At 51.5% G+C, this 24,366-nt stretch carries 18 protein-coding genes; 8 read left to right on the top strand and 10 right to left on the bottom strand.

The window, feature by feature from the left end; genetic code table 11:
* Window positions 1–469: 469 nt before the first annotated feature.
* From NSQ73_RS07830 to NSQ73_RS07805, 6 genes are read right to left on the bottom strand one after another with little or no spacing between them, the layout of a single operon-like run.
* Window positions 470–1,756: a DUF4432 family protein gene (locus tag NSQ73_RS07830; protein WP_340986014.1), complete on the bottom strand. Its 1,287-nt coding sequence runs from the start codon at window positions 1,754–1,756 to the stop codon at window positions 470–472.
* Window positions 1,749–2,456, bottom strand: coding sequence for a beta-phosphoglucomutase (gene pgmB / locus NSQ73_RS07825; RefSeq protein ID WP_340986012.1), 708 nt, complete (start codon window positions 2,454–2,456; stop codon window positions 1,749–1,751). The genes NSQ73_RS07830 and pgmB overlap by 8 nt, the downstream gene beginning before the upstream one ends.
* Window positions 2,434–4,692 (bottom strand): glycoside hydrolase family 65 protein, encoded by a 2,259-nt coding sequence (locus NSQ73_RS07820; protein WP_340986011.1) that lies wholly within the window; start codon window positions 4,690–4,692, stop codon window positions 2,434–2,436. Before NSQ73_RS07820 ends, pgmB begins: the two co-directional genes overlap by 23 nt.
* A gap of 52 nt (window positions 4,693–4,744) precedes the next feature.
* On the bottom strand, window positions 4,745–5,566 hold the full coding sequence (locus NSQ73_RS07815; protein WP_218639451.1) for a carbohydrate ABC transporter permease: 822 nt from the start codon (window positions 5,564–5,566) through the stop codon (window positions 4,745–4,747).
* Between the two features lie 23 nt (window positions 5,567–5,589).
* Entirely contained in the window at window positions 5,590–6,465 is an 876-nt protein-coding gene (locus NSQ73_RS07810; protein ID WP_042138964.1) for a carbohydrate ABC transporter permease, read from the bottom strand.
* 38 nt (window positions 6,466–6,503) lie between these two features.
* Entirely contained in the window at window positions 6,504–7,853 is a 1,350-nt protein-coding gene (locus NSQ73_RS07805; RefSeq protein WP_340986010.1) for an ABC transporter substrate-binding protein, read from the bottom strand.
* A gap of 315 nt (window positions 7,854–8,168) precedes the next feature.
* Here NSQ73_RS07805 and NSQ73_RS07800 point away from each other — a divergent pair, with 315 nt between their 5' ends.
* Window positions 8,169–10,001 (top strand): cache domain-containing sensor histidine kinase, encoded by a 1,833-nt coding sequence (locus tag NSQ73_RS07800; RefSeq protein ID WP_340986009.1) that lies wholly within the window; start codon window positions 8,169–8,171, stop codon window positions 9,999–10,001.
* Window positions 9,994–11,616 carry a response regulator gene (locus NSQ73_RS07795; RefSeq protein WP_340986008.1) on the top strand — a complete coding sequence of 541 codons (1,623 nt, stop codon included), beginning with the start codon at window positions 9,994–9,996 and terminating at the stop codon, window positions 11,614–11,616. The genes NSQ73_RS07800 and NSQ73_RS07795 overlap by 8 nt, the downstream gene beginning before the upstream one ends.
* Before the next feature lie 26 nt (window positions 11,617–11,642).
* Here NSQ73_RS07795 and NSQ73_RS07790 read toward each other — a convergent pair whose 3' ends face one another.
* Window positions 11,643–12,131, bottom strand: a complete 489-nt coding sequence (locus NSQ73_RS07790; protein WP_340986007.1) for a hypothetical protein — start codon at window positions 12,129–12,131, stop codon at window positions 11,643–11,645.
* Between the two features lie 394 nt (window positions 12,132–12,525).
* Here NSQ73_RS07790 and NSQ73_RS07785 point away from each other — a divergent pair, with 394 nt between their 5' ends.
* From NSQ73_RS07785 to NSQ73_RS07775, 3 genes are read left to right on the top strand one after another with little or no spacing between them, the layout of a single operon-like run.
* Window positions 12,526–13,260, top strand: a complete 735-nt coding sequence (locus NSQ73_RS07785; protein ID WP_373604797.1) for an amino acid ABC transporter substrate-binding protein — start codon at window positions 12,526–12,528, stop codon at window positions 13,258–13,260.
* A gap of 29 nt (window positions 13,261–13,289) precedes the next feature.
* Window positions 13,290–13,949, top strand: a complete 660-nt coding sequence (locus tag NSQ73_RS07780) for an amino acid ABC transporter permease (protein WP_340986006.1) — start codon at window positions 13,290–13,292, stop codon at window positions 13,947–13,949.
* A 15-nt stretch (window positions 13,950–13,964) separates the two neighbouring features.
* Entirely contained in the window at window positions 13,965–14,708 is a 744-nt protein-coding gene (locus tag NSQ73_RS07775; RefSeq protein ID WP_340986005.1) for an amino acid ABC transporter ATP-binding protein, read from the top strand.
* Window positions 14,709–15,225: 517 nt separating this feature from the next.
* On the opposite strand, the gene NSQ73_RS07770 is transcribed toward NSQ73_RS07775, so the two are convergent.
* Entirely contained in the window at window positions 15,226–18,849 is a 3,624-nt protein-coding gene (locus tag NSQ73_RS07770) for a glycosyl hydrolase 115 family protein (RefSeq protein WP_340986004.1), read from the bottom strand.
* Window positions 18,850–18,980: 131 nt separating this feature from the next.
* On the opposite strand from NSQ73_RS07770, the gene NSQ73_RS07765 reads away from it, so the two are divergent.
* Complete coding sequence (locus NSQ73_RS07765) at window positions 18,981–19,796, top strand: helix-turn-helix transcriptional regulator (RefSeq protein WP_340986003.1); 816 nt, start codon at window positions 18,981–18,983, stop codon at window positions 19,794–19,796.
* Between the two features lie 402 nt (window positions 19,797–20,198).
* On the opposite strand, the gene NSQ73_RS07760 is transcribed toward NSQ73_RS07765, so the two are convergent.
* Entirely contained in the window at window positions 20,199–21,305 is a 1,107-nt protein-coding gene (locus NSQ73_RS07760) for an AI-2E family transporter (RefSeq protein WP_171717283.1), read from the bottom strand.
* 177 nt (window positions 21,306–21,482) lie between these two features.
* Between NSQ73_RS07760 and NSQ73_RS07755 the strand changes: the two genes are divergently transcribed.
* Complete coding sequence (locus NSQ73_RS07755) at window positions 21,483–22,154, top strand: response regulator transcription factor (RefSeq protein WP_042238251.1); 672 nt, start codon at window positions 21,483–21,485, stop codon at window positions 22,152–22,154.
* On the top strand, window positions 22,151–23,221 hold the full coding sequence (locus NSQ73_RS07750; protein WP_340986002.1) for a sensor histidine kinase: 1,071 nt from the start codon (window positions 22,151–22,153) through the stop codon (window positions 23,219–23,221). The genes NSQ73_RS07755 and NSQ73_RS07750 overlap by 4 nt, the downstream gene beginning before the upstream one ends.
* A gap of 75 nt (window positions 23,222–23,296) precedes the next feature.
* Here the strand turns inward: NSQ73_RS07750 and NSQ73_RS07745 are convergent, their stop codons facing one another.
* Window positions 23,297–24,310, bottom strand: a complete 1,014-nt coding sequence (locus NSQ73_RS07745) for a suppressor of fused domain protein (protein WP_340989226.1) — start codon at window positions 24,308–24,310, stop codon at window positions 23,297–23,299.
* Window positions 24,311–24,366 lie beyond the last annotated feature (56 nt).

Below are 24,366 nucleotides of genomic sequence, written 5' to 3'. Positions count from 1 at the left end.
ACCACCTGGCGAGGATACAAATGTTGTACTTTCTGCAACTTGCCTGCCAGGATACGGGGCTGTTAGGGAGGATTGTTGTACGAAATGCAAGAATTTCCCCGGTAGGCCGCTCGAGGAAGGAGAAATGTTGTATTTCATACAACAATCTTTAATTACCGCCGATTTAAGGAGACAAATGTTGTATTTCGTGCAAGATTTCAGGTTGTATACGCACGCTGGAGGGATGCCCGCAATAAAGTTTGCTGTCTACCGAAAACCAGGAACATACTGAAAGTTAAATAACCAGCCGCCGATAGCTTTCCGGTGGCTGGTTATTTGTAATCCCTTTTAAACCTATTGTAGAAGGAACTTAGATTCTAACCTGCGGTGCTGGCCGAATCCTTGATCTACACAGGAAGTGTCAATCAGTTGGCCATCGTTCTTAAGTTTACCTTATATAGCTGGAGTCCATGCTCCGGGTATAAATCAGTTATTTTGCTGCGCTACAGATCATGTGAGCAAGGGTTGTGATTTCCTGCGGATCACGCGAAGCCCCGATGATGATCCAGCCTGTGCTCTGGCCGCGGGGGCCGATATAGACTACTTCACCGTCTATGGTTTTTTGCTCCAGCGAATTGGGTCTGGTCTTGCATGGCTCCAGCGCATACATGCAGTCACTGATCGCCCGTTTGGCGATTAGTGACCGGGGATAACATTGCAGGGAACGAATGACATAGGCAGCCGTATCCTGCCCGGCGTTCACCAGCATCTCGGCCGTGAGCTGCTCCCCGCCCCCGTCTGCGCAATAGTCCCGGACCTGCGGCAGATCCGCAAGCCCCTCTACCGGCTCAGGAACGTATTGATAACAGCGGATCGGGTCCAGCCTGGTTTCGGAATCGTAGATGGTTAACGGGTCCACCTCAGGCGGGGCAGAGTCGCGGAGCAGCATTTTTGCGGTGGAGACCGGCAGGATATAACTCCCCCCACCCGTCATATACGCTCCCGCCAGCTGAATATGGTACCCGTCATCCACTGGCTGCGCAACCTCCGTTAAATTCCGTACCGTGTCTTCCCGGAACAGGTTGGCTGCCCCGTAGCGGGTTATGATCCGGACTGTTTTGGCATACACAGGCAAGGGCCCGTATCCCCTCACCGGAACATTACCCTCCAGGCAGATCTGCTGCTCATCCCAGGTCAGCCGCACCGATTCCGGCAGCGCCGGGGAATAGGACCCCGTCCCGTGGACGGTTCTTACCTCATCCGGGGTACCGAAGATTTCCGGCCCAATGGCAGCCACCGCTGCATAGAAGCCTGAATCCCAGCCCGAATGCTCATTGTCGGATAGATCTACATGATCCGGATGGAGCAGGTACCGCTCTTCACGCTCCCAACTGATTTTCTCCGCATCCAGACAGATTTCCCCAATGTCCATCCCCCGTTCCAGAATCACGGTAAAGACAAGCCGGCCATTGGATATAGTCAACAGGTGTATGTGCGAGCCGAAGGAGTCTGTAACAAGCGTCAGGGTGACAAGGCCTCCTCCAGGCAGCACCTGGGGAGTACCCGGCTGCAGCTGCTCCAGCGTCAATTCGCTTATTCGCTGACTGCTATTTTGCTCGTTGCTGTTCGTCTCATCACTTATTCGTTCATTGCTTATTAGCTCATCGCTTATTCGTTCATCACTTACTCGCCCTTTGCTTACTAGCTCATCGCTTACTCGCCCAATGCATACTCGCCCATTGCATATGCACTCATCACTTTTCCACTCATTACTCATTCAAACAATCCCCCCTTCCGGAGGGACCGTTTAAACCAATGTGGCTAAGCAGAAATACGGGTTCGAGCTGTTCGAAGCTGGCGATAGTAAGGTGGGCGCGGGCAAGCAGTGCCCCGTCTCCGATACCAACCACGCGCATGCCCGCCCGGATCGCCCCTTCTACACCGGCGGCCGCATCCTCAAAGACAAAACAAGCGGCCGGGGCTACTCCAAGCAGCCTGGCTGCTTGCAGGAACACCTCCGGGTCCGGCTTCGCCCTGCCGATGGTGTTCCCGTCCGCCACTGCGTCAAACAACGGCCTGATGTTCACCTTCTCCAGAATCAGCGGAGCATTTTTGCTGGCTGAGGCAATCGCTGTTCTGACTCCGCGTGAGCGTAACAGCCCAAGAAAGCTGCTTACACCGGGTAATACATCACCCGGAGTAAGCGTCTCCAGCAGCTCCTTGTACCACTCATTTTTGCGGGAGGCCAGCTCCTCCTTACGTTCCGCTGTCAGATCTGTGATTCCGCCGGAGCGCAGCAGAAGTTCAAGCGATTCCATACGGCTAACGCCCTTCAGCTGCTCATTAGTGCTCTCGCTGAAATCGAAGCCGAGCTCACCGGCAAGTCGCTTCCAGGCGTGATAGTGAAATTTCGCGGTATCGACAATGACACCGTCCAGGTCAAAGATAGCTGCCTCAAAGGGTTGTGCCCGCAACATAGCCCCTCCCTTCCAGCTTGTACACTTCATGAGCATCCGGATGAATCGTGATCCGGTAGCGCTCCCCCTGCCAGGCAAGCTGGAAGCTCAGCTCCGTCCAGCCCTCAGGCAGCCGCGGCTCAAGCTTAATGTCCTTGCTCCACATCGCACTCTTCAGACCGGCTAACCCGTAGACGATCAGCTGCCACAAGCCGCCGCAATTGGCGATATGAATCCCCTCGGCAGCACCCTTCTTCTCTAGCGAAAGGTCGATAGCCATCACCCGCTGCAGGAAATTCGCCGCCGCTTCCGGCTGATTCAGCCAGGAGGCCACAATGCCGTGAACCGCCACGGACAAAGAGGAATCATGGGTAGTGATCGGCTCATAATAATCATAGGAGGCCTTCAGCTGCTCCTTGGAGAATTCCTGCGGGAACAGCAGCATCAGTTCCAGAACATCCGCCTGCTTAAGCGCCTTGGAGCGGTAATTGCGCTCCTGGGAGATGAAATGGCCGAAGGGTCTGGACCTGTCAGTCCAGATCCCGGCAAAATCCACATCTGCATAAGAAGCAAAATCGTCAGACTGCGGAACAATTCCCGTTCCGCTGTCATAGGGCAGCCGCAGCTTCTCCGCCGTATGCCGGAACAGCTCTTGTTCCTCCGGGCGAATACCCAGCCGCTCTACAGCAGCTGCATAGCTGTCCGGTTTGCTGCCTTGCAGGCTGTCCAGGCAGGCAATCGTCTGCTCCAGACTGAATTTGACCATGCGGTTGGTGAAGGCATTGTTACGGGTAAAGGGCAGATATTCGTCCGGTCCCATCACGCCGAGCAGCTCGCCCACTCCTTCCCGGTTCCAGTCTACCCGGTCACACCAGTACCGTGCCGTCTCCACCAGAATATCAATGCCGTAGTGCTCCAGGAAATCTTGATCGCCTGTTGCCCGCACATAATGGTAGAGGGCATACACAATATCCGCTGTTATATGAATTTCATGATCGGCGTATTGCCAGTTGGCGCATTGCTCTTCCCCGCTTAACGAGGACTCCCAGGCATACCTTGCTCCCCTGTAACCATAATTCTGCGCATTGCGTCTGGCTCCGTCCAGCGTATTGTAGCGGAACAGAAGCAGATTGCGGGCCGCCTGCGGGTTGGTGTGCAGGTAGAAGGGCAGCAGGTTGATCTCTGTGTCCCAGAAATACCGGCCGAAATAGGCCTCACCGGCATACCCCTTGGCACAAATCGCCACCCGGGCATCCTCCGGTGCGTTGGCACGAAGCAGATGATAGAGTGAAGCGCGGACATTTAATTGCGCCAGATCATCTCCCTTGATGATGATATCGGCCCCCTGCCATTTGCTCTTCCAGCAAGCAGCATGCCGTTCATATAGCTGGTCCCAGCCTATCTTACGTGCATGGCTAAGCTGCGCAAGCGCTCTGCTGCCGGCTTCGCCCTCCTCCATATCCCGGTCCGTGGTCACCGCCGTCAGCTTACTGATAGTCAGCCGGTCCCCGGTCTGCATGGCGAATTCACCCCGGAGAGCAGCCGTCACCAGGCTATTCTCCTCCTGCCAGATCACCGCTTCAGAGGCTTCAAGCACAGAGTGCATGAAGATCCGGTTCCCCTGCTCCGTCAGCGTTTCAAGTGACAGGCTGCCCCCAACTTCCGCCGTGGGAACTACACTATCAAAATGATTCATCCCATTGGTGCGTACATCTCCCCGGAGAGAAGCAGCAGCCTCCAGCCTGCCTTCGCCTGCCAGCACCTCAACCTGTATTCGCTGGATACACAGATGGGTATCCGCCATACTGATGTAGCGCTCGAAGGTGCACTGTAGCTGCATGCCCTCTGCTGTCTCCCAGATTAATGTACGATGAAGGCTTCCATCGCGCAGATCCAGCCAGCGTCTGTAGCCGCTGATCCGGGAGCGGTCCATATCCAGGCTCTCCCCCGCAGAGCACAATTCAAGCCCCAGCATATAAGGAAGATTAACAATCTCCTCCTTCAGCAGCGGATGCCGGGCGACAATGCCCGGGATGAATGTCCCCTGCTTGGACTTCGGATGCCGTGGCTTCTCCAGCGTGACGTTATCCGGAAAGCGCAGATACTCCTCATCCTGAGGGGCATCGCTGCACCCCTCTTCAAAGCTTCCACGGGCATGCATATAGCCGTTCCCCTGGGTAAACAGCCCCTCATAATGCTTATGCAGTCCGGCATCATACCCGTTTTCTTTCAGACACCACAGGTTATCCTCATTCATCTGCAACCCCTCAATTCTCCGGTATCTTTCCTTGGCATTCCCGTCCGCTCCGTCATCCCTTGACCGCTCCCGCAGCAAGTCCGGATACTACCTGCTCCTGCAGCAGGATATAGACTACAATACTCGGAATGATGACGACCATCGTAGCCGCAAACATGACGCCGTAATCACTGGCAAACTGGCTTTTGAAATAATAGAGCGCCAGCGGCAGGGTCCGGCTCTGATTGCCTGTCGTCAGAATGATCGCGAATTGAAATTCATTCCAGCAGAGCAGGAACTGCATGACTCCCGCCGTGCCGAAGCCCGGCTTCGAGATCGGCAGTATAATCCGGAAGAAGGTCTGAATGAAGCTGGCACCATCCAGGTAAGCCGATTCCTCCATCTCCTTGGGGATCGTCAGGAAGTAGCTGGATAGAATGTAGAGCGAGACCGGCAATCCAAAGCCGGTATACACAATAATAAGTCCGATCAGCTTGTCGTACAGCCCGAGTGCGTTAACTGTTAAGTACAGCGGCTGCAGCATCGCAGCGCCGGGAATCAGCAGCGAGAGGGAGAAGGCTCCCATCAGCAGCTTTTTACCGCGGAATTGAAAGCGCGCCAGGACATAAGCTGCCATTCCGAGCAGAAGCAGATTGAGCAGTGTTCCAAAAATCCCTACAATTACACTGTTGATGTAGAACCGGGAAATCGGCGCGATCTGGAAGGCCTTCGTGTAATTGGAGAAGCGGAAGCTGCTTGGCCAGCCGAGGGAATTGCTCAGAATCTCGGCATTCGTCTTAAACGATGCCAGCAGCACCCACAGGAACGGACCCAGCGACAACAGGACAATCAGGATTACAAATCCATACTTAAGTACACCCAAACTTTTTTTCAACACTCTCACCCCATCCGCTCCATTCAGTTTTGGGAGCTGCCTATTCTGAACAGATTTCGGCATAGCAGGACAAAGATCAAGCCAAAGCCGATTAGGAAAACGCCCACTGAGTTGGAATAACCGAAGTTATTGTCCATGAGAGCGGTTTTGTAAATGTAAATGGGCAAATTCATCGTTTGATTACCGGGTCCGCCGCCTGTCGTCATTAGAATAATATCCATCTTCTGCAGCATGCTTGTTCCCGACAGAATCACGCAGGTCCCGATAATGTTACGCAGCATAGGAATGATGATGTACAGGTTGATCTTGAAATTGCTGGCCCCGTCGATACGTGCCGATTCGAACAGACTTTCCGGAATGGCCGCAATCTCGGCCAGAATGAGAATCGTGACGACTGCCGCATAAGGCAGCCAGGTCATCGTAACGGATAGAAAAGCCGTGGCATAATCCATGAACCAGTTCTGGGAGTAATCCGCATTGCCGAATAAACGGACGATACTGTTCACCGCACCGAATTCAGGATTGAGCATACACAGGAACAGCATACCTACGGCTGCACCCGAGATAATATTCGGAAACATGTACACCGTGCGGGCAAACTTCCAGTAGAATTCCTTCATACTGAGAATAACCGCGAACAGGGTGCCGATGGCAACGTGGACCGTAGATTGCAGCACGACCCAGATCCCCGTATTCAGTGCGCTTTGGCGAAAATCGGCATCGTCCGTAAACAGCCTGATATAGTTTGCGAGACCGATGAACACCGGGCTGCGTCCTGCCGACCATTCCGTAAAGGATGTGCCGAACAGAATGACAAGTGAGACGGCATAGACAATAATAAACAATGCTACAGTCGGTAGCAGGAAAAGCGTGATATACCCTCTATTTTTCCTAACCATCCATATGGTCCTCCCCAATCCTCAGCTTACGTTGCTCTTTATTTATTCTTAGCGGCAATTTCCGTCAGTTCCTTGGCAATCTCTTCAGCCGTTGCCCGGCCCGCTGCCAGCTTCGGATACAGGTTCTTCCAGGCATCTGTTACGTTCGGATAGACGATGGAATCCAGGGTCCGGTAATGCAGCTGTGTCTTTTGAGCGACTGTGATCGATTCGACCATGATAGGATACTTCTCTTTAAGTGCATCTGATGGCTGAACTTCACTCGATACCGGCATAACATTGCCGTATTCAAGAGCGAGGGTCTGTCCTTCAAGCCCTGTTTTGAATTTGATGAATTTCTCCGCAGCATCGCGGGTTTCCGGCGTTTTGGCTCCGATCATATAGCCAACCTCATAAGTGGAAATCAGGCTGTTATTCGGATACGCGGCCACACCCACTTTTGCATCGAAACCTTCACTGGATTTGGTCGGATCGCTGAAGTCTCCAATCATCCAGGGACCGTTGGCAATCATCGCTGCCTTGCCCTGGCTGAACGCATTCGCTGCATTGGCATATCCCGCTCCAAGCGCATCCTTCGTCGTGTACTTCTCCAGCAGCTCCTTCATCATATTAAGCGCCTGAATCATTTCGGGCGTATTGAAGTCGGTAGGGTGCAGGGTGTTCATGAACGTCTTGCCGTTCTCCCCGTTCGTACCGATCATCGCGGCAAGAATCAGGTTGGATGTCCAGGCATTCTCCCCGGTCATCAGGGCGAGCGGAACAAAGCCTGCAGCCTTCAGCTTCTCGTTGTTACTCATGAATTCATCCCAAGTCTCCGCCGGCTTAATGCCTGCCTTGTCAAACATTTCTTTATTGTAAAAGTAGCCGATATTCTGCTTCTGATCGCTGATCGACCAGATCTTCCCGTCCCGGGTATTGGAAGCAAGTGCATCTTCTCCGATAGCTGCCTTCCATTCCGCATCCTTGTCTAAATAATCATTGAAAGGGGTTGCAAGATTCCCTTTGATCAGGACATCATTAATTCCGTCCTTGCCCATTACGACATCCGGCACATCCCCGGAGGCTGCCAGAATCTTAATCTTATCCACGTATGCCGCATCACTTGGAATCTCTTCAACCACAACCTCTACTTCATTGCCATATTTGGCATTGAACTGCTTGATCTGCTCTTCCTCCATCTTGGCTGATGCATGCGTGCCGACCCGGAAGGTAAGATAAGAAATTTTGACCGGCGCTTTAGCCGCAGACGCTGCTGCATTTCCTGAGCCTGCCGTTGCGGCCGCTCCATTATTCTCTGCTGAATTCCCTGATCCGCATGCCGTAATGGACATGGTCAGCATCAGCATGCCTGCTAAGGTACAGCCCGCTTTGTACAAAGACTTTTGCACAATAAATCCCCCTTTAGAATGATGGCTTGTGGCAGGGCATCACCCTGCAGCCGATTACAGTTGTTTACAGCTCTCATTGTAGACCAAAGAAAAAAAGGAAAGAATTCGTTTTTCCGCATGATCTTTTATAATATCTTGAGCAAATCTGATTTGGCAGCGGGTCGGGTGTAAGGGTTTTCAGATTTCTTTAACTCTGTATCGTTTTCTTTACCATCTGGCCGGAAACGGCCCGATTTCACCCGGCTCTGCTATTCGCTGCCAAGAAATGAATATATAATGGCTGTACTACAGACTCATCAGCAAGGAGCAACCAACATGTCCAATCAGCATATCCTGAAACGGATCAGCCTTCGTCCCCTACTCGGACGTTTCTCCCTAATTCCGGTACGCAATAAAATGGTCATTATTATCTTCCTTCTAATTCTGCTTCCGATGACGTTCGCCGGCTGCTACTTCTATTGGAGCATCTCCCAGATTCTAACGAGGAATGCTAATGATAATCTGTCCCTGCTGATCCGCCAGACCAACGACAATATCGAGAAGTCCTTTCAAATTATCGATAATACCTCCCTGCATTTCCTCTCTACTAAAATGTTAAGAAATTGGTTAATCGACGATATGTCGCTGAGCGATGACTTCTACAAGAAATTCGTCAATAAAAGTGAAATGGAAGAGGATTTGAAGTACAGCCTTATGTTCAACAATGCTTGGAATATCAGCTTGCTGTCAACGGCCTATGTATTTTTTGATAACGACAACTATGTATCCGTTCTGAAGTCCCCGCCTAACATTGAGCAGATTAACCGGAACAATCTCGCAGTCTATCAGTCGGTTAACGGCAGAATGGTCCGCGGCAAAGAAATCCTGACGCCAAGTCCCGGCGATCCCACGCTCTATTTCACCCGGGTGATGTCCAATATTAATCTTCCCGAGCAGCGCCTGGTGCTGATCTTCGGCACGAATGAAGCTGATTTAGCAGAGGAATATGCCGGACTGCTCGAATACCCGGGTGCCATAGCCTACATTATTGATAACCAGGGAGTCATCTATTCTAGTGCGGGTAAGCAGGAATTAGGTTCAACTGTTCCTCCCGATGTGCTTGCGCTCAGAGATCATACGGAAGTAAGTGAGGTCAAGCTTAATCAGGAGACTTATCTGGCCGCTTCCCGCAGCATCGGTACTACCGGTCTTACCTTCATTGCCGGCATTCCGAGGAAGCAGGTACTCGCCAAATTATCGGGAAGCATGCACAATTATATCTGGTTTATCGCACTGATTGCGTTCGTCTCGCTTGCAGCAGGTGTCCTGCTGTCGCTTCGCTTCACCCGGATTATCCGCGATCTGCTGCGGAGTATCCGTAAGGTCAAGAAAGGGGATTACAACACCAGAATGCCCGCTTTCAAGGATGCAGAGCTCAACCAGCTCAGCTCTACCTTCAACAACATGACTGACGAAATCAATTATCTGATCAAGGAAGTGTATGAGAAGCATCTGCTGGTCAAAGAGTCAGAGTTCAAATTTCTGCAGGCTCAGATGAATCCGCATTTTCTGTTCAATACGCTAATTACCATCGGTTATAAGGCAAAGCTGTCCAAAGATGAGACCGTTTACAAAATGGTCACGTCCCTCACTGAGCTGCTGCAGGCAAGCATCTATTCCAACAGCCTGGCCAAAATCCCGATCCGGCAGGAGCTGGATTTCATTAGATTCTATCTGTATCTGCAGAAGGAAAGGTTCGAGGACAAAATGGAGTACACGATCCAGATCGAGGATGAGGCCATACTGGATCTGCTGCTGCCCAAGCTCAGTGTCGAACCGCTGGTCGAGAATGCTGTGGTGCACGGGGTGGAGCGGAAGCTCGGCAAAGGAAACATCAACATCCGCATTTACCGCGATAATGATTCGGTCTATTTCGAGATTACGGATAACGGCAGCGGGTTTGAGCATGTGCCCAAGAATTGGAGTCATTTCGAGAGCGACACGATGCGCAAGCAGGGCCACAACAATATCGGCCTGATCAACACGCATAAACGGGTTAAGCTGCTCTACGGCGAGCCTTATGGCATTGAGGTCGAGAGCGAGCCTGGGGCAGGCGCGAGAGTCACTCTACATATACCGGCAGATCAGGGGGAACTAACACATGTATAAGGTTATGATTGTAGACGATGAGCCTGTGATCAAAAAAGGGCTGCAGTGCTTCATCGATTGGAGTATTCTTGAGTGCGAGGTTGTTTGTGAGGCGTCGAACGGGCTGGAGGCCGTCGAACTGCTGGGCTATTACGATGTCGATATCGTTGTCACGGATATCCGCATGCCGGGAATGGATGGGCTTGCGCTCTCAGACTATGTGCACCAGCACTTTCCGCAGACGAAGGTTATTATACTTACGGCCTTCGCGGACTTCTCCTATGCCCAAACGGCCATTCAATATGAAGTCGTCGATTTTGTAGTCAAGACCAATCCCACAGAGCAGATTCCCCGGGCGATTGAGAAAGCCACACTGCTGCTGGAAAAAGAACGGGAGCAGAAGCAGAAGGTCCGGCAGCTGGAGAGCAAAATCAACGATAATCTGTCCGAAATCAGCGAAAAATTCCTCCGGGAAGCCGTCTATGGCCTGATTAGCGATGAAGCCGGTCTGTTCAGCCGCTCAAGCGAGCTGGGGCTGCAGCTGGAGGACTATTTCGCCATCTATATGGAGGTAAAAGATATACCCGGACCCCATGGCTCTGCCGGGAGCCCGGCGAATGACCATTACCGCTTCCTGGCCTCCATCCGCCAATTCCTTGCCCTGGCCTTCGGGGAGCATCCCTCTTATATTATGGCCATGGAGAAAAACACCCTGCTGGCGCTTGTCTCCATGACCGGCGGCAATACCGCGGTCTCCACCCAGGCCCTGCTCACGATCAGCAATGAAATCCTCGCCATGGCGGAGAACTTCAGGCAATATCATGTCAATATCGGCATCAGCCTGCGGCACCGGGATATATCGACGCTGTCAACGGCTTATCTTGAAGCGAGAGAGGCGCTGCAGGGCAGCTTTTATAATGATAATTATGTGGCTGTATATATCCCTCATGCGAACCAGGCCCTCACGCCTGCAGCCCCTCCCCACCATGCCGCCGAGCAGATTGCCGGACATCTGCAGCAGGGAGACAGCGAGTCGGCCATCCGGCAGCTGGACCAGCTGCTGGAGAACTACAGAAGCATTAAAGAGCCCATTGAGAATGTGAAGGTAGCCTGTCTGCTGATCAGCTCCTATTGCTTCCGCTTGCTGAGCACAAGCCAGCCCTTCGCACCGGAGATGGAGGAGAGCCAATCCGCCGTGTATAAGCAGATTCAGGAGAGCAAAAGCATCCAGCTGCTGGCAGATATCCTGGGACGCCTGATTCTAAGCTGCTCAAGGGCCGTGGCGCGGAGTGACAGACAGCCTAATTACATCGTTATTGAATGCCAGAAATATATAAGAGAGCACTACAATCAGAACCTGAGCCTGCAGATTATTGCCGACCATATCCATATCAACAGCAGCTACCTCAGCCGCCTGTACAAAAAAGTCACCGGTGAGTCCATCATCGACGTGATCAACAAATACCGGATTGACATGGCCAAGAAGCTGCTCCGGAACCCGGCAAGTAAAGTATTCGAAGTCGCTGAAGCCGTCGGCATTGAGACACCCGCCTATTTCACTCATGTGTTCTCCAAATACACAGGGATGAGCCCTAAGGAATATAAGCTGAATTATTCACAGACCGAACTGGGATAACCGGAAGAAGTACACCAGACTGTTGATCATATCGTCCATTCCGGAGCCTTGAAGGCCGAACATAATCCTTCGCTCCGGTAGTACGCAATGGCTCCGTTCAATTCTTCCAGATCGCATTCGATCTCTGCCTTGGTCATTTCCCGCACGATTTCTTGTGCCTTCTCCACGGCATTTGCCTTGATGTAACAGTGCAGGCACTCCAGGTACAGCCGGGGCTCTTTCTGTGAAGCCTGCTGCAGATAAGCCCCCCACTCATACCAGCCGTCATCATTAAGATCCGCAAAATTCTCAATAGGAGCATAGGAGGTGAAAGAGGGATAGGTATCCGCCAGCTTGAAGCCTACCCGTTCAGCTACCGCCCGCTTTTTCCGCAGCTCCGGCAAATCTATCTTCTCCAGCACATACCCCTCAGGCAGCGATAGTTCGAATGGCATGAACGTCTCACGGATTACAATGTACCGGTGTCTTGTATACTCCCGTATGTATTTGTTGGGATGAACCTCTGGTATCTTCAATCTCCACTCTTCATTGTCCGGTGTGACCTGATCCCAGAACCCCAGTGATTCTGTGAGCGCCTGGTTAAAAGCATTGTTGCCCGTTATTCAATTCTATCACCTTAGACATTCCTCCTTATTTCAGGCCGCCTGTGTACCTGTTACAGGAATCTTATCCGATTACGAATTGAGATAAAATGGAAAAAATAAATAAAATAAGAGTCTGCGGAGCGGCATGCTTTGATTTATTTTCGACACAATTGTGTTCCCCTACTCTATCGACATTAACTCACATCATATGTTATTATGATAAACTGATAACGTATTAACGAACTAAAGCGCAGGCTGCTGCGTGTAATCTACTAGGGGGAATAGAGAGATGAAGAGACAAGGGATATTGGGTTTATTGGTAATTATGGCGATTGCTATAATAGCAGGCTGCTCCAGTTCTGGAGGCAATGACGGTAAGCTGGTGATCGGTATAGATGATAAGTTTGCCCCGATGGGCTTCCGGGATGATAACAATGAAATTGTCGGGTTCGATATTGACTATGCGAAAGCGGCTGCTGAGAAAATGGGCAAAGAAGTTACCTTCCTCCCGATTGACTGGTCTGCCAAGGAATCGGAGCTGAATAGCGGACGCATTGATATGATCTGGAACGGCTACACCATTACGGACGAGCGTAAGGAAAAAGTGTTATTCACCAAGCCTTATCTGGAGAACAGCCAGGTTGTAGTCGTGCTTGCGGATTCAGCGCTGTCTACGCTTAAGGATCTGGCCGGCAAAGAGGTCGGACTGCAAAGCCTCTCCTCTGCTGCCGATGCCCTGGATGCTAATCCGATTAAGGCAGAGCTTAAAGGTGTCTCCGAATTCACCGATAATGTGCTTGCCCTGACAGACCTGAAGTCGGGACGTCTGGATGGAGTAGTCATTGATGAAGTGGTGGCCAGATACTACATAGCCAAGGAGCCGGAGACTTACAAGCTGATGGATGAATCGCTGGCCCCAGAGCAATATGGTATAGGGATTAAGAAGGGCAATGAAGATCTGCTGACGGAGCTGCAGAAGGCATTGGACGCGCTGAGCAGTGACGGAACGGCGGCCGAGATCTCCACCAAATGGTTCGGAGAGAACAAAGTACTTAACTAGATGGTTTCCTTTAGGAGTCGGGTGAAGAGATGAATATGGACTATATTATTAAAATTTCCGGACCGATGCTGGAAGGGGCACGGACAACGGTATTGCTGTTCCTGATCGTGATCGTATTATCCATTCCGCTCGGGATGTTGGTTACCCTGATGGCCAAAAGCTCCGTCAAGCCGCTGGCCTGGATCGCACATACGTATATTTACGTAATGCGCGGCACTCCGCTGCTCTTGCAGCTCTTGTTCTTCTGCTTCGGCTTGCCGCAGATTCCCGTGATTGGGCAATATCTGGTCATGGACCGTTTCGTCGCGGCCAGCCTTGGATTCATTCTGAATTATGGCGCTTATTTCGCTGAGATCTTCCGCGGAGGAATGCTCTCCATCGATAAAGGCCAGCATGAGGCAGCCAAGGTACTCGGGCTTAGCAAATGGCAGACTCTACGCAAGGTAATTCTCGCCCAGATGTTCCGGGTGGCGCTGCCTGCGGTAGCCAATGAGTCCATAACCCTGGTCAAGGATACTGCCTTGCTGTACGCCGTAGCCGTACCGGAGCTGCTCAATTTCGCCAAAACGGCGGTAAACCGTGATTTCACGGTCACCCCTTTTGTCGTAGCGGGCGTAATTTATTTGCTGATGACACTGGTGCTTACGCTGTTCTTCAAGACACTGGAGAAACGTTTCAAATTTGAGTAGAAGGGCTGTTTGGCTATGAGTAGTATGATTGAAGTATCGCAATTGCAGAAATCCTTCGGCAGCCTCGATGTGCTGAAACAGATTACCTTTGACGTTAACCCCGGAGAAGTCGTTGCGGTGATTGGACCTTCCGGTTCCGGCAAAAGCACCATGCTGCGCAGTCTTGTGCATCTGGAAGAGGTTACCGGCGGAAGTATCCTGATCTGCGGCCGGGCGCTCGTGGACAAAGGCAAATATGCCAGCGGTGCGGAGATTAGGGAAATCACCTCAACCATGGGCATGGTGTTCCAGCACTTTAATCTGTTTCCGCATCTCACCGTAAGGGGTAACCTGGAGCTTGCCCCGAGAACGCTGAAGCGGGAAAGTGTTCAGGATATTACGGCCAAAAGCGAGGCGCTGCTCTCCAAAGTAGGTCTTGCCGATAAAGCAGACGTGTATCCCTCCATGCTGTCCGGCGGGCAGAAGCAACGGGTCGCAATCGCCAGAGCGATGATGCTGAATCCGGACATTCTCCTGTTCGACGAGCCGACCTCGGCGCTCGATCCCGAGCTCACCGGCGAGGTGCTGCGGGTCATCCGCCAGCTTGCCGAGGAGCACATGACGATGATTATTGTCACGCATGAGATGAATTTTGCCCGCGATGTGGCCGACCGCGTCTTCTTCATGGATAACGGCGAAATCGCCGAATCCGGCACACCGGAGGAGATCTTCGGCAACCCGCAGCTGGAGCGGACCCGGACATTTCTGAACCGGGAGTAACGGGAGTAAACAGATCGGATTCTAATAAGGGACTGTCCCATTAGCCATACAATGGCCACTTGGGACTGTCCCTTTTCTCTTTTCGTTACCCCTCGCAGTGGCACATTGTATTCGGTTTTTCGCATACATTTGGTTCGTTACCCTCCGCAGCGGCATAATGTATTCGGTTTTTCGCATACATTTGGTTCGCTTGTCCTCGCAGTGGCATAATGTATTCGGTTTTTCGCATACATTCGGCTCGTTCCCCCTCGCATATTGCCCACTTCCGGCGGATTCAGGGGCACTTATGCTCCTCATTCCAGCAGTTTACCCACCGGCCGATTCAGAGGGAGCCCTCTATATCCTTAACCAAAAAACAGCAGCCCGGGAATTCCAATTCCCGGCTGCCGCTTTTATTCCCTTGATTCCCTTGATTCCTGATTCCTTGATTCCTTGATTCCTTGATTCCCTTGATTGTCTTGATTCCCTCGAGTTCCCTGAGTTCCTCGATTCCCCCGAGTTCCTCAATTCCCCGCAGCTATCTTCGCTCCGAGTCCTTCCACTCCGCATCAACTGGCGGCAGCTCATCACCGGTGGTCAAGTAGATCCGGTCGATCCGCAGCTGAAACTTTCTGGCCAGGACGGACAGCACATGCTCACCGGCGGTGAGCGCCAGGTCAGAGATCGCACACCAATAGTACACATACGCAGTGTTGTACGTATGCAGCGTACCTCCGCCGAACTGCTCGGATAGCGGCTGCACCTCGCCATCCAGCGCCAGGTAGCAGGAGTCCGACTTGTCATTATAATGCCGGAGCAGCATCCAGACCTGGTAAGTTCCCGGTGTACTGATATTCAGACGGTAGTTCATAGCCGGAGCCTGCTCCGGGTGATCCCAGCGGATTCCCGGCGGAGCTACGTGCATCGCCAGCCCGGTCCGTCCGTTCGTTTCCGCCTGCAGATGGCTCCAGCTCAGGCCACTTCCGTCCGCAGCCGTTGTAAGATAAGCATTCGCTGAATTCTCCAGGGCATACTCCGCTTCAATCGCCAGAACCCCGTCCTGTTCAACGAAGACACCCGAACCAAATTCCTGAAGCCAATCCTTACTCCCGTCATTTCCGCTGATATTAGCATAACGCGGCTCACCTAGCTCAGTCTGCGGGGAATTCACAAGCTTATTAAAAATCTGAGTGTTCATCGTCTGGAAGAACTCCCGGTCCGCATACAAGAGATTGGGAGGCGGAACCTCATCTATACTGGTTAAGTATAACCCGCTACGCAACCGTTCCAGTTCATCCCACTGTACATCTGGACCCTCCATTCCATACGCGGCAACCGGTGTTTCCCCATGTCTGCTGAAGACAGGACCCAGATTGCTTCCGCTTTGCGCGTTGGTATACAGCACAAGTTTGCTAAGGGTCACATAGCGGTCGACCATATATATTTTTAGGGTATGGGCTCCGGAAGAGACGAACGGAAGCTCCACAGTGATTTTCTCGCCATTATCGAACACAGCTTCCTTCCAGTTGCCGAGCCATTCGTCACGGGTCTCACTTTCTACAATAAAAGGCTCTTCTTCATCCATGCCGACGCCGAAGCGGATCTGCCCCGTTGAATCCAGCGTAAGAAACCTGTGGATTTCCAGCTTGAACTTTCCGCTATGCTGTAAATACAGATCATAATCCAGATGAGGATTCTCCTTCAGCACATCCCCGGCCGGAGTGAGCTCCGAGTGCCAGGCCATCACCGCGTCCCCTTCATGTCTTCCGAGGCCCGGCACGGTTATCCAGCCAGCCTTCGCCGCTTCTCCTTCCACACCATCATGAAAAATATTCCGGTCGTATCCCGCTGCCGGGATGGATACATAGCCGTCCGCTTCAATATAAGCGGCAACCCCTTCGGGTAGCTCTACGGCTTCCTCAACTTGAACCTTAACCGGAATCACACTGCCGTCCCTGTGATCAAGAACATTAATAATTCCCTGCTTACCCGCATGCTCCGCCGGATTCAATACCGATACGAGAATTCTCTTCTCGGTGTGGATCGTCCCTTCACTCTCAGAGAGGGTAATCCAGTCCGCTCCTTCCGCTACCTCAATAAAGTACGGCAGGCTGCCAGCTCCCTGGTTCCCAATCTCAATCCACTTCTGCGTCATCCCATAAACTGAGAATGAGAGTACCTCATCATCATTCCACAGATTCACTTTTACACCGCTTCCGGAAATGCTCAGGGCAGGCTTTCTTGCCGGAAACATCGCTGTCGGCGGCGGCGGGAAGCTCTCAGGCGTGAGGATGCCCTCCCATTTTCCTTCGCTCATCTTATAATTGTAGAAATGCAGCATGGTCCGCTTGTAATCCAGCATTTTACCGGATAGCTCCGTGTACTGGTCTGCTGCCTGCATATTCCCCCGCGCGTAGGAAAGGTTACTCCGGTCAGCATAATAGAACTCATGGTTGGTATAGTAGGATGCGTGAATCTTCATCAGGAACAATTGGAAGAATGCAGAACGCTCCTCCGGCGGCAGGCTGTCCAGAATGGCATTTCCCCGTCTATATATATCCTCAAGCTTCATCAGCCTGCGTCCGGCTTCATCCCCCAGCACCGTTTGCGTGAAAACATCCGAATTCATATGTTCAATCTTCCGCACATTGGTTACCTGGGCAAAAACTTCATATAACTCAGCCGCTTCAGCACCGTGATTGCCGGAGAAATTCGTATTGATCCAGTGCTCGGTGAACTGCCGGGTGTTCTTGGTGATTCCCGTTTCTCTACCTGCTTCCCAGCCGTAGCGGATGAAGAATTCCATATCCTGCTCCAGCGGCTTGAGTCCGCCTATATTCTGCACCCATATATTACGGATTCCCGATTCATAGGACTTCCGCAGTTCATTGCCGGTGTGGGCCAGGGGGATCGAATTGATAAACAGATAACTCATGGCCGTTCCCCCGTGCGCCCAGTAGGATGAATGGTAGTACAGCCCGTGCCCGCCGCTGCGCCCCCGTTCCGCCTCATTCGGATAACGGCGCACATGCCCGAAATTGTCATTGGCCCAGATCAGCGTGACATCCTCCGGCACTTCAAGACCGAGATTGTACAGATCCAGCACCTCTTTATAGGGGACAAAAGTCTGCAGCACATCGGCTCCCTTGGCTTCCCCGAGTACTTTTGTAAGAATCTTCCGCTGATCCTTAATAATTTCACCGAGCAGGCGGACCTTAGCCGTAGTCTTCTCCTCCGCGCTTAAGGAATCATCTTCATCGATCGACTTCGTATGAAATCCGGAATCATGAATGCCGCGCATGCCCATCGTAAAGCTGACTTCGTAATCCTTATTCTGTTCCACACTTTCCTGCCAGTACTCCAGTAGAATCTCGCGGTTTCTGCCTTCAATAGAGTAGTCGTAGACAGCATCCGTATACCCTTTGCTCATGATCCACGGTGTCCATTCGTTCTGGTTGCTGCGCAGCAGCATATCACAGTGGGAAGTCCCGACAACAACCCCCATCTCTTCAGCAAGAGCGCCATTCCGCAGGTTGCCATTGAAGAAATTCACATGCATCGCCGGCCAGATATAATTCCCTTTCAGGCGGAGCAGCAGCTCAAAAATTTTCTCATATGCCTCAGGGCCAATCGTATCGTCAGCGGTATGCAGCTTCGCCCAATCGTTCAGCTCCTCTTCATCATTCAGGAAGATCCCTCTGTATTTCACAGACGGCCAATCCGCCTTGGAGTAATCCGCAGGGAGACTGAAGGTGTCTTTAACTTTAACCGGAACATCCGCCCAGTAATACCACGGAGAAACGCCGAGCTGCTCACATAAATCGTATATTCCATAAATAGTCCCGCGTCTGTCTGTACCGATAATGTACAATACACCGTCTACAAGCTCCTGTAGAAAACCCTCCCAGCGGTAAGCGCCTTCAGCTCTAAGCTTGTCAAGCGATAACCGCTTCCCTGAAATGTTCTCAGCCACCGCCTCGTTATCTGCCGTCCCGATTACAATACTGCATTGACCGATTTCTTGGGAAAGGACCGCCTTGCAGCCGCATACCGCCGCAATATCACGGATAAGATTGTTAACCGCTATATGTACCGCGCTATTCTCTGTTTCGGACATGTAGATTTGGATTGTGGTGTTTCTCTTAACTAATTCGTACGACAAATTGTTTGCCTCCTATATCAACTCTATTTATTGACTCGAATATACAGCAAATCACAGCAATAATCTTTTAGTATATTGTTCATTTCGCGATTTGTTGTATTATATTGCTATAGATAAGGGAGGCGTCATTTATGAAAGCTGATTTATATCAAGCCCATCCGTTATTCTCCATGGAATACGAGAAACATGACTCCAACTACGAGATGCCGGCATTCCACTATCACAACTCGTATGAGCTATATTTTCTCGAAGACGGCTATCATCATTTCGTGGTCAATGACGCCTTGTACGACATCACGATGCATGACGTGGCCTTATTCAAGCCCAATTCCTTTCACAAAAGCCGGGGTAATCACTCCTGTGCCAGGACCTGCCTGTATTTCACCGACCGTTTTCTGCGGCTGCACTTCACGGACCGTTCGATTCAGTCGCTGCTGAGCTGCTTCGACAAAGAAATCATCTCCACTAGCAAAGAAACCTTTCCGAGAATTAAGAAGCTGCTGCTGCTGCTCGACAAGGAGAACATTGATGATCCCTCTAACCGGATTTTCATCTATTTAGCGGATATCCTGAATATCCTGAATGAGAATGTAAGATCACCCAGAGTGGAGCATGTGCCTGCGGCCTACGCAAACTTCGCCCCGATCCTGCTATACATCAGTCAGAACTATAACCGGATCAGCAAAATCGAAGAAATCGCCGAAGCATTCTTCATGTCCAAATATTATTTATGCCATGTCTTTAAAGAAGCGACCGGTCTCACCCTGATCCAATACCTGAACAATATCAAGATCCAGCATGCCTGCAATCTGCTTGTGAATTCCAATCTGTCCATTCTGGAGATCGGGAATGCCTGTGGCTTCAATTCCTCTATGTATTTCTGTAAAATCTTCAAGCAGGCACTATCGGTAACGCCCAGCGAGTTCAGAAAACAGGCCGCGCAGTAAGTGTTATGAATTTCCGGCGCTATTAGTGGGATTTATCCCTCTATCTCTCACCATCAGAGCCATCCCCGGCGCTATTAGTGGGATTTATCCCTCTATTTTCACCATTCGGGCCATTTCTGGCGCTATTAGTGGGATTTATCCCTCTATTTTCACCATCAGAGCCATTTCTGGCGCCGTTAAAGGGATTTATCCCTCTATTTTCACCATCAGAGCCATTTCTGGCGCCGTTAAAGGGATTTATCCCTCTATTTTCACCATTCGGGCCATCCTCGGCCCTGGTAGTGGGATTAATCCCACTATCTCTCACCATCAGTGCCAATCCCGGCTCAGTTACTAAGCATCATCAAATCCAAAAAAACCGGAAAGCCTAAAAACGGCCTCCCGGTCCTTCCTCTATACCATTTAATCCCCCGCTTCCGCAGGGACTTCCGGTTCCTTTTCCCAGCGCTGCCGGACAAACAGCTCATAGAGCTTGACTGTGATAATCTTCAGCATCATGTAGACGGGAATAATCAGCAGGATGCCGATAATACCGCCGAAATCACCGCCCGCCAGGACCAGAATAATCGTGGTCAGCGGATGGATATCCATGCTTTTTCCGAAGATATAAGGCGCCACCAGGTTATCCTGAATCTGCTGCGCGACCAGCACAACCACGATCGACCAGATGGCTGTGGACGGCGACTCGATCAGACCGAAGATGAAGATCGGCACGGTGGACAGAATTGCCCCGATAAACGGGATGAAGTTCATCAGCACAGCCACCAGTGTCAGCAGCAGCGCATACGGCAGCCCAATCAGCAGAAAACCAAAATACATCAGAACCCCCAGCGCCAGGTTAACCAGCACCCTCCCGACGATGAAGCTGCTCATCACCCCGTCGATTTCAGCAACAACGGACGCACCTTCCTCATGATAACGTTTTGGAAAGAAGCTAACGAGCTTGTCGCCGAACTTCCCGCCTTCCTTGAGCATGTAGAACAGCAGGATCGGAAAGGTAAAGAGTACAATGGCGAAATTGGAGACGAAGGAGAATAGCCCCGACACATAGACCGTCAATAACGAAAAGCCTTTATTCAAATAATCCATCAGCTGGCTGGCCGGATTCATATCCGCAGGAATCAGCTTCGACAACAAATCGCTGTCCTCCAGCTTCGTCAGCTGCTCTCCCACGGCATTGAATACGCCAGGCATATTATTAGCCAGATTCACCAGCTGATTCTGCAGCGACGGCCAGACGCCTACCGTGAATCCCAGCAGCAGCACCGCAATAACCAGATAGACCAGCAAGATAGCGACTGTCCGGTTCAACCTGCGGGAGGCCAGGTAATCAATCAAGGGACGCAGCAGATAATAGAAGAAGACGGCCAGCATTAACGGCACAATGACAACACTGAACAGCGAGATAATAGGTGTGAAAATAAAGTCCACCAGTGAGCTTACATAGATAATTCCCAGCACCAGCAGTACTGCAATACAAATGCGGATAAACAAATTCAGTTTGGCCATGAGTGACTCCCGTTTTCATATTTGAACCGGCGGTTCTTTTCCCTATAATATAGTGCGTCATTCTTAATTCAGACTAAATCGAGTCTAAAGAAAAGCTAAAGATTTTGTCTTTAGCCTTTTTTTACATTAGAATGATGGGGAAACGCGGTCAAATCCGACAACCTATGGAGTGAAACCATGATAAAGATCCTTGTTGTAGAAGACGATAAGCATGTACGCAAGCTGATGAACGCTGTGCTGAAACGGGAAGGTTATGACGTGGTAACGGCTGAGAATGGAAGAGAAGCACTGGAGGTTCTTGAAGTCCAGCATATCGATCTGATTATTCTGGATATTATGATGCCGGAGATGGACGGGTACGAATTTGCCGAAGAGCTCAAGGAGGCGGACAATCGAATTCCCATCCTAATGGCCACAGCCAAACAGCTACCTGAGGATAAGAAAAAAGGCTTCCGGCTCGGAACCGATGATTATATGACCAAGCCTGTAGATACAGAAGAAATGCTGCTGAGAATCCAGGCCCTTCTCCGCCGCTCGCAGATTGCGAGTGCCCGTAAGCTGGTGATCGGCAGGGTTCATCTGGACTATGACACATTAACCGTGACCCGGGACGAGGACAAGCAGACGCTTCCGCAGAAGGAATTCTATCTGCTCTATAAGCTTTTATCCTATCCGGAGCGCATCTTCACCCGCATCCAGCTGATGGACGAGATTTGGGGGATGGACAGCGAAAGCACGGACACTACGGTGAATGTGCATATCAACCGCCTGCGCAAACGTTTTGAAGCCTATCCGGAGTTCGAGCTGGTCTCTGTCCGCGGGCTCGGATATAAGGCGGTGAGAACATGAACATGATCAAGAGGCTGACGGGTAAAATCGGCCTGTCGCTCTACTTCTCGCTTGCTGTATTTATCATCTTCCTCATTACCGTTCTGATTACCGGCATACTGGTTTATCTGTTGATGGTCTTTGGTGTGCTCAATGAACGCATCATTCAGGATTTCAAAGTCCTTACCTTTATCACATTAATTGCCTGCATCATGATCGGCACCGTCACCTCGGGTCTGGCCAGCCGGAGGATGCTGAAATCCATCCGTACCTTCATCGATGCCACCAACCAGCTGGCAGGAGGAGATTTCACCACCCGGCTGCGGCTCAATAATCCGCCAGAATTCAAGATTCTCTCCGCTAATTTCAACCGGATGGCGGATGAGCTGGGCGGCATTGAGATTCTGCGCACGGATTTCATCAACAATTTCTCGCATGAGTTCCGCACCCCGATTGTGTCGATCAAAGGGTTCGCCGAAATTCTCAAGGATGATGAGCTGAGCAAGGAAGAACGGAATGAATATCTGGATATTGTCATTGAGGAATCCACCCGTCTGGCCGCCCTCGCCTCCAACGTCCTGAGCCTGTCCAAAGTGGAGGCACAGACGATATTAACGGGCCGCGAGCCCTTCAACGTTGGCGAACAGATCCGCCAATGTGTCTTACTTCTGCATCCCAAAATGGAGAAAAAGCATATATCCATCACAGCCAACGTACAGGACTATGAGGTGCCGGGAAATAAAGAGATGCTGAATCAGGTCTGGCTGAATCTGCTCGACAATGCCATTAAATTCACTCCGGAGCATGGCGAAATCGAAGTTTCGATGAGGCAGGCCGAAGACAAGATCGAAATCACCTTCCGGGATAACGGTGCCGGGATCAGTGCGGCTGCACTTCCCAGGGTGTTCGACAAGTTCTATCAGCAGGATACTTCCCACTCCCCTGCGGGTAATGGGCTGGGGCTTACCATTGTCCGTAAAATCACTGAGCTGCACGGCGGAACCGTCACCTGTGATAGTGTTCCGCTGCAAGGAACCACCTTTACCCTGCTGCTCCCTGCCTCAAAGAAGCTGCCGTCCACCAAATAAAATATCCCCACAAAGTGGGGCCTTATCTTCGATGATTACTTAACAAAGGGCGGTCCACCTGACCGCCCCCACCTATTAGCCGATGGTATCTACTACCTTGCCCTCCTGGTCTTTGATATAAGTCTTTTTCACCCGTATCATCAGTTCTTTGGCCGTGGACAGCTTGAACTCGCTTTCCTTAGGCTTAAGCTTCGATTCCAGCTCCAGGACAGCAGCTTCACTTAGGCTGATGCGGATGTTCCCGCCGTCTTCCTTGCAGCCAGTCTCTTGTGCCGGTTCCAGCACAACCTGCAGCTTAGGGCTGGTGAGCGTCAGCTTCCTGCCCTTCAGCAGACGGCCGCGCAGCAGCCTGGCTACCGTTGCTGCCTGCTGTGCCCCCATGGCCAGGACGGCTGGCGCTTTACTGAGCAGACGATTTCTGCCAGGCTCGAAGTCCAATTGATCCACATACAGGATGCCTGTCTGGGACCCGTCACGTTCAATCCCCTGCCGCACTGCATCCTCTATTACCGGAAGCCGCAGCAGTGAATCCCGTCCAAGATCGGTGATAAATGCTGGTAGTACTTCTTGGCTGGCCTGCAGGAATGCGTTGGTATTCCAAGACATCATGGCTTCCAGTTCATCGGCGGTAATCCCCACCATTTGCAGAAACTCTACCCGTCCATTCGGGGTATCGATAGCCGGAAGCTCCGGATCACCGGTAAAAGCCAGAGCGGTCAGCCGGGTATCCGCACCTAGACAGATGGGGCCGTTGGCATCCAGATAATGTCCGGAAGCAAAAACATTGCCGCTGCTGAACACATATCTGGCCATGTTCTGCAGCAGATTCATCGCCCAGGCCGGAGGCTCCTCTTCTCCGGCAGTACGTGCCAGCCGGAAGGTCAGCTCAAATCCGTAGCCGCTGTATTCCGGGTCCTCTGATTCCTTGTCATATAGCTCAGAGAATCCGAAGGTTACAAAGTGCCAATGGGGATAAGGCAGCTCCGCCTTATAGGCACTAATTCCGTTCAGCGGGTCCTTTCCCCCCAGCATGTAAGGCAACAAGGCGGCATAATGCTTCGGCTCCTGTTGTCCATACAAACCCGACATCTGTTCCTCAATGGCATCCCAGCCGGTTGCTTCCACTTCTTCCTCGCTCACTTTGG

This window comes from Paenibacillus sp. FSL R10-2736, assembly GCF_038000245.1.
Classification (GTDB): domain Bacteria; phylum Bacillota; class Bacilli; order Paenibacillales; family Paenibacillaceae; genus Paenibacillus_AQ; species Paenibacillus_AQ phytohabitans.
This window is presented reverse-complemented; position numbering and strand designations above follow the sequence as displayed.

Bases quoted from the DNA above. Each gene is read 5' to 3' on its own strand.
- NSQ73_RS07800 (WP_340986009.1), top strand. From the start codon at position 8,169: ATGTCCAATCAGCATATCCTGAAACGGATCAGCCTTCGTCCCCTACTC.
- NSQ73_RS07820 (WP_340986011.1), bottom strand. From the start codon at position 4,692: ATGAATGAGGATAACCTGTGGTGTCTGAAAGAAAACGGGTATGATGCC.
- NSQ73_RS07810 (WP_042138964.1), bottom strand. From the start codon at position 6,465: ATGGTTAGGAAAAATAGAGGGTATATCACGCTTTTCCTGCTACCGACT.
- NSQ73_RS07780 (WP_340986006.1), top strand. From the start codon at position 13,290: ATGAATATGGACTATATTATTAAAATTTCCGGACCGATGCTGGAAGGG.
- NSQ73_RS07765 (WP_340986003.1), top strand. From the start codon at position 18,981: ATGAAAGCTGATTTATATCAAGCCCATCCGTTATTCTCCATGGAATAC.
- NSQ73_RS07745 (WP_340989226.1), bottom strand. From the start codon at position 24,310: ATGTCGGGTTTGTATGGACAACAGGAGCCGAAGCATTATGCCGCCTTG.
- NSQ73_RS07755 (WP_042238251.1), top strand. From the start codon at position 21,483: ATGATAAAGATCCTTGTTGTAGAAGACGATAAGCATGTACGCAAGCTG.
- NSQ73_RS07795 (WP_340986008.1), top strand. From the start codon at position 9,994: ATGTATAAGGTTATGATTGTAGACGATGAGCCTGTGATCAAAAAAGGG.
- NSQ73_RS07760 (WP_171717283.1), bottom strand. From the start codon at position 21,305: ATGGCCAAACTGAATTTGTTTATCCGCATTTGTATTGCAGTACTGCTG.
- NSQ73_RS07785 (WP_373604797.1), top strand. From the start codon at position 12,526: ATGGCGATTGCTATAATAGCAGGCTGCTCCAGTTCTGGAGGCAATGAC.
- NSQ73_RS07750 (WP_340986002.1), top strand. From the start codon at position 22,151: ATGAACATGATCAAGAGGCTGACGGGTAAAATCGGCCTGTCGCTCTAC.
- NSQ73_RS07775 (WP_340986005.1), top strand. From the start codon at position 13,965: ATGAGTAGTATGATTGAAGTATCGCAATTGCAGAAATCCTTCGGCAGC.
- NSQ73_RS07830 (WP_340986014.1), bottom strand. From the start codon at position 1,756: ATGAGTAATGAGTGGAAAAGTGATGAGTGCATATGCAATGGGCGAGTA.
- pgmB (WP_340986012.1), bottom strand. From the start codon at position 2,456: ATGTTGCGGGCACAACCCTTTGAGGCAGCTATCTTTGACCTGGACGGT.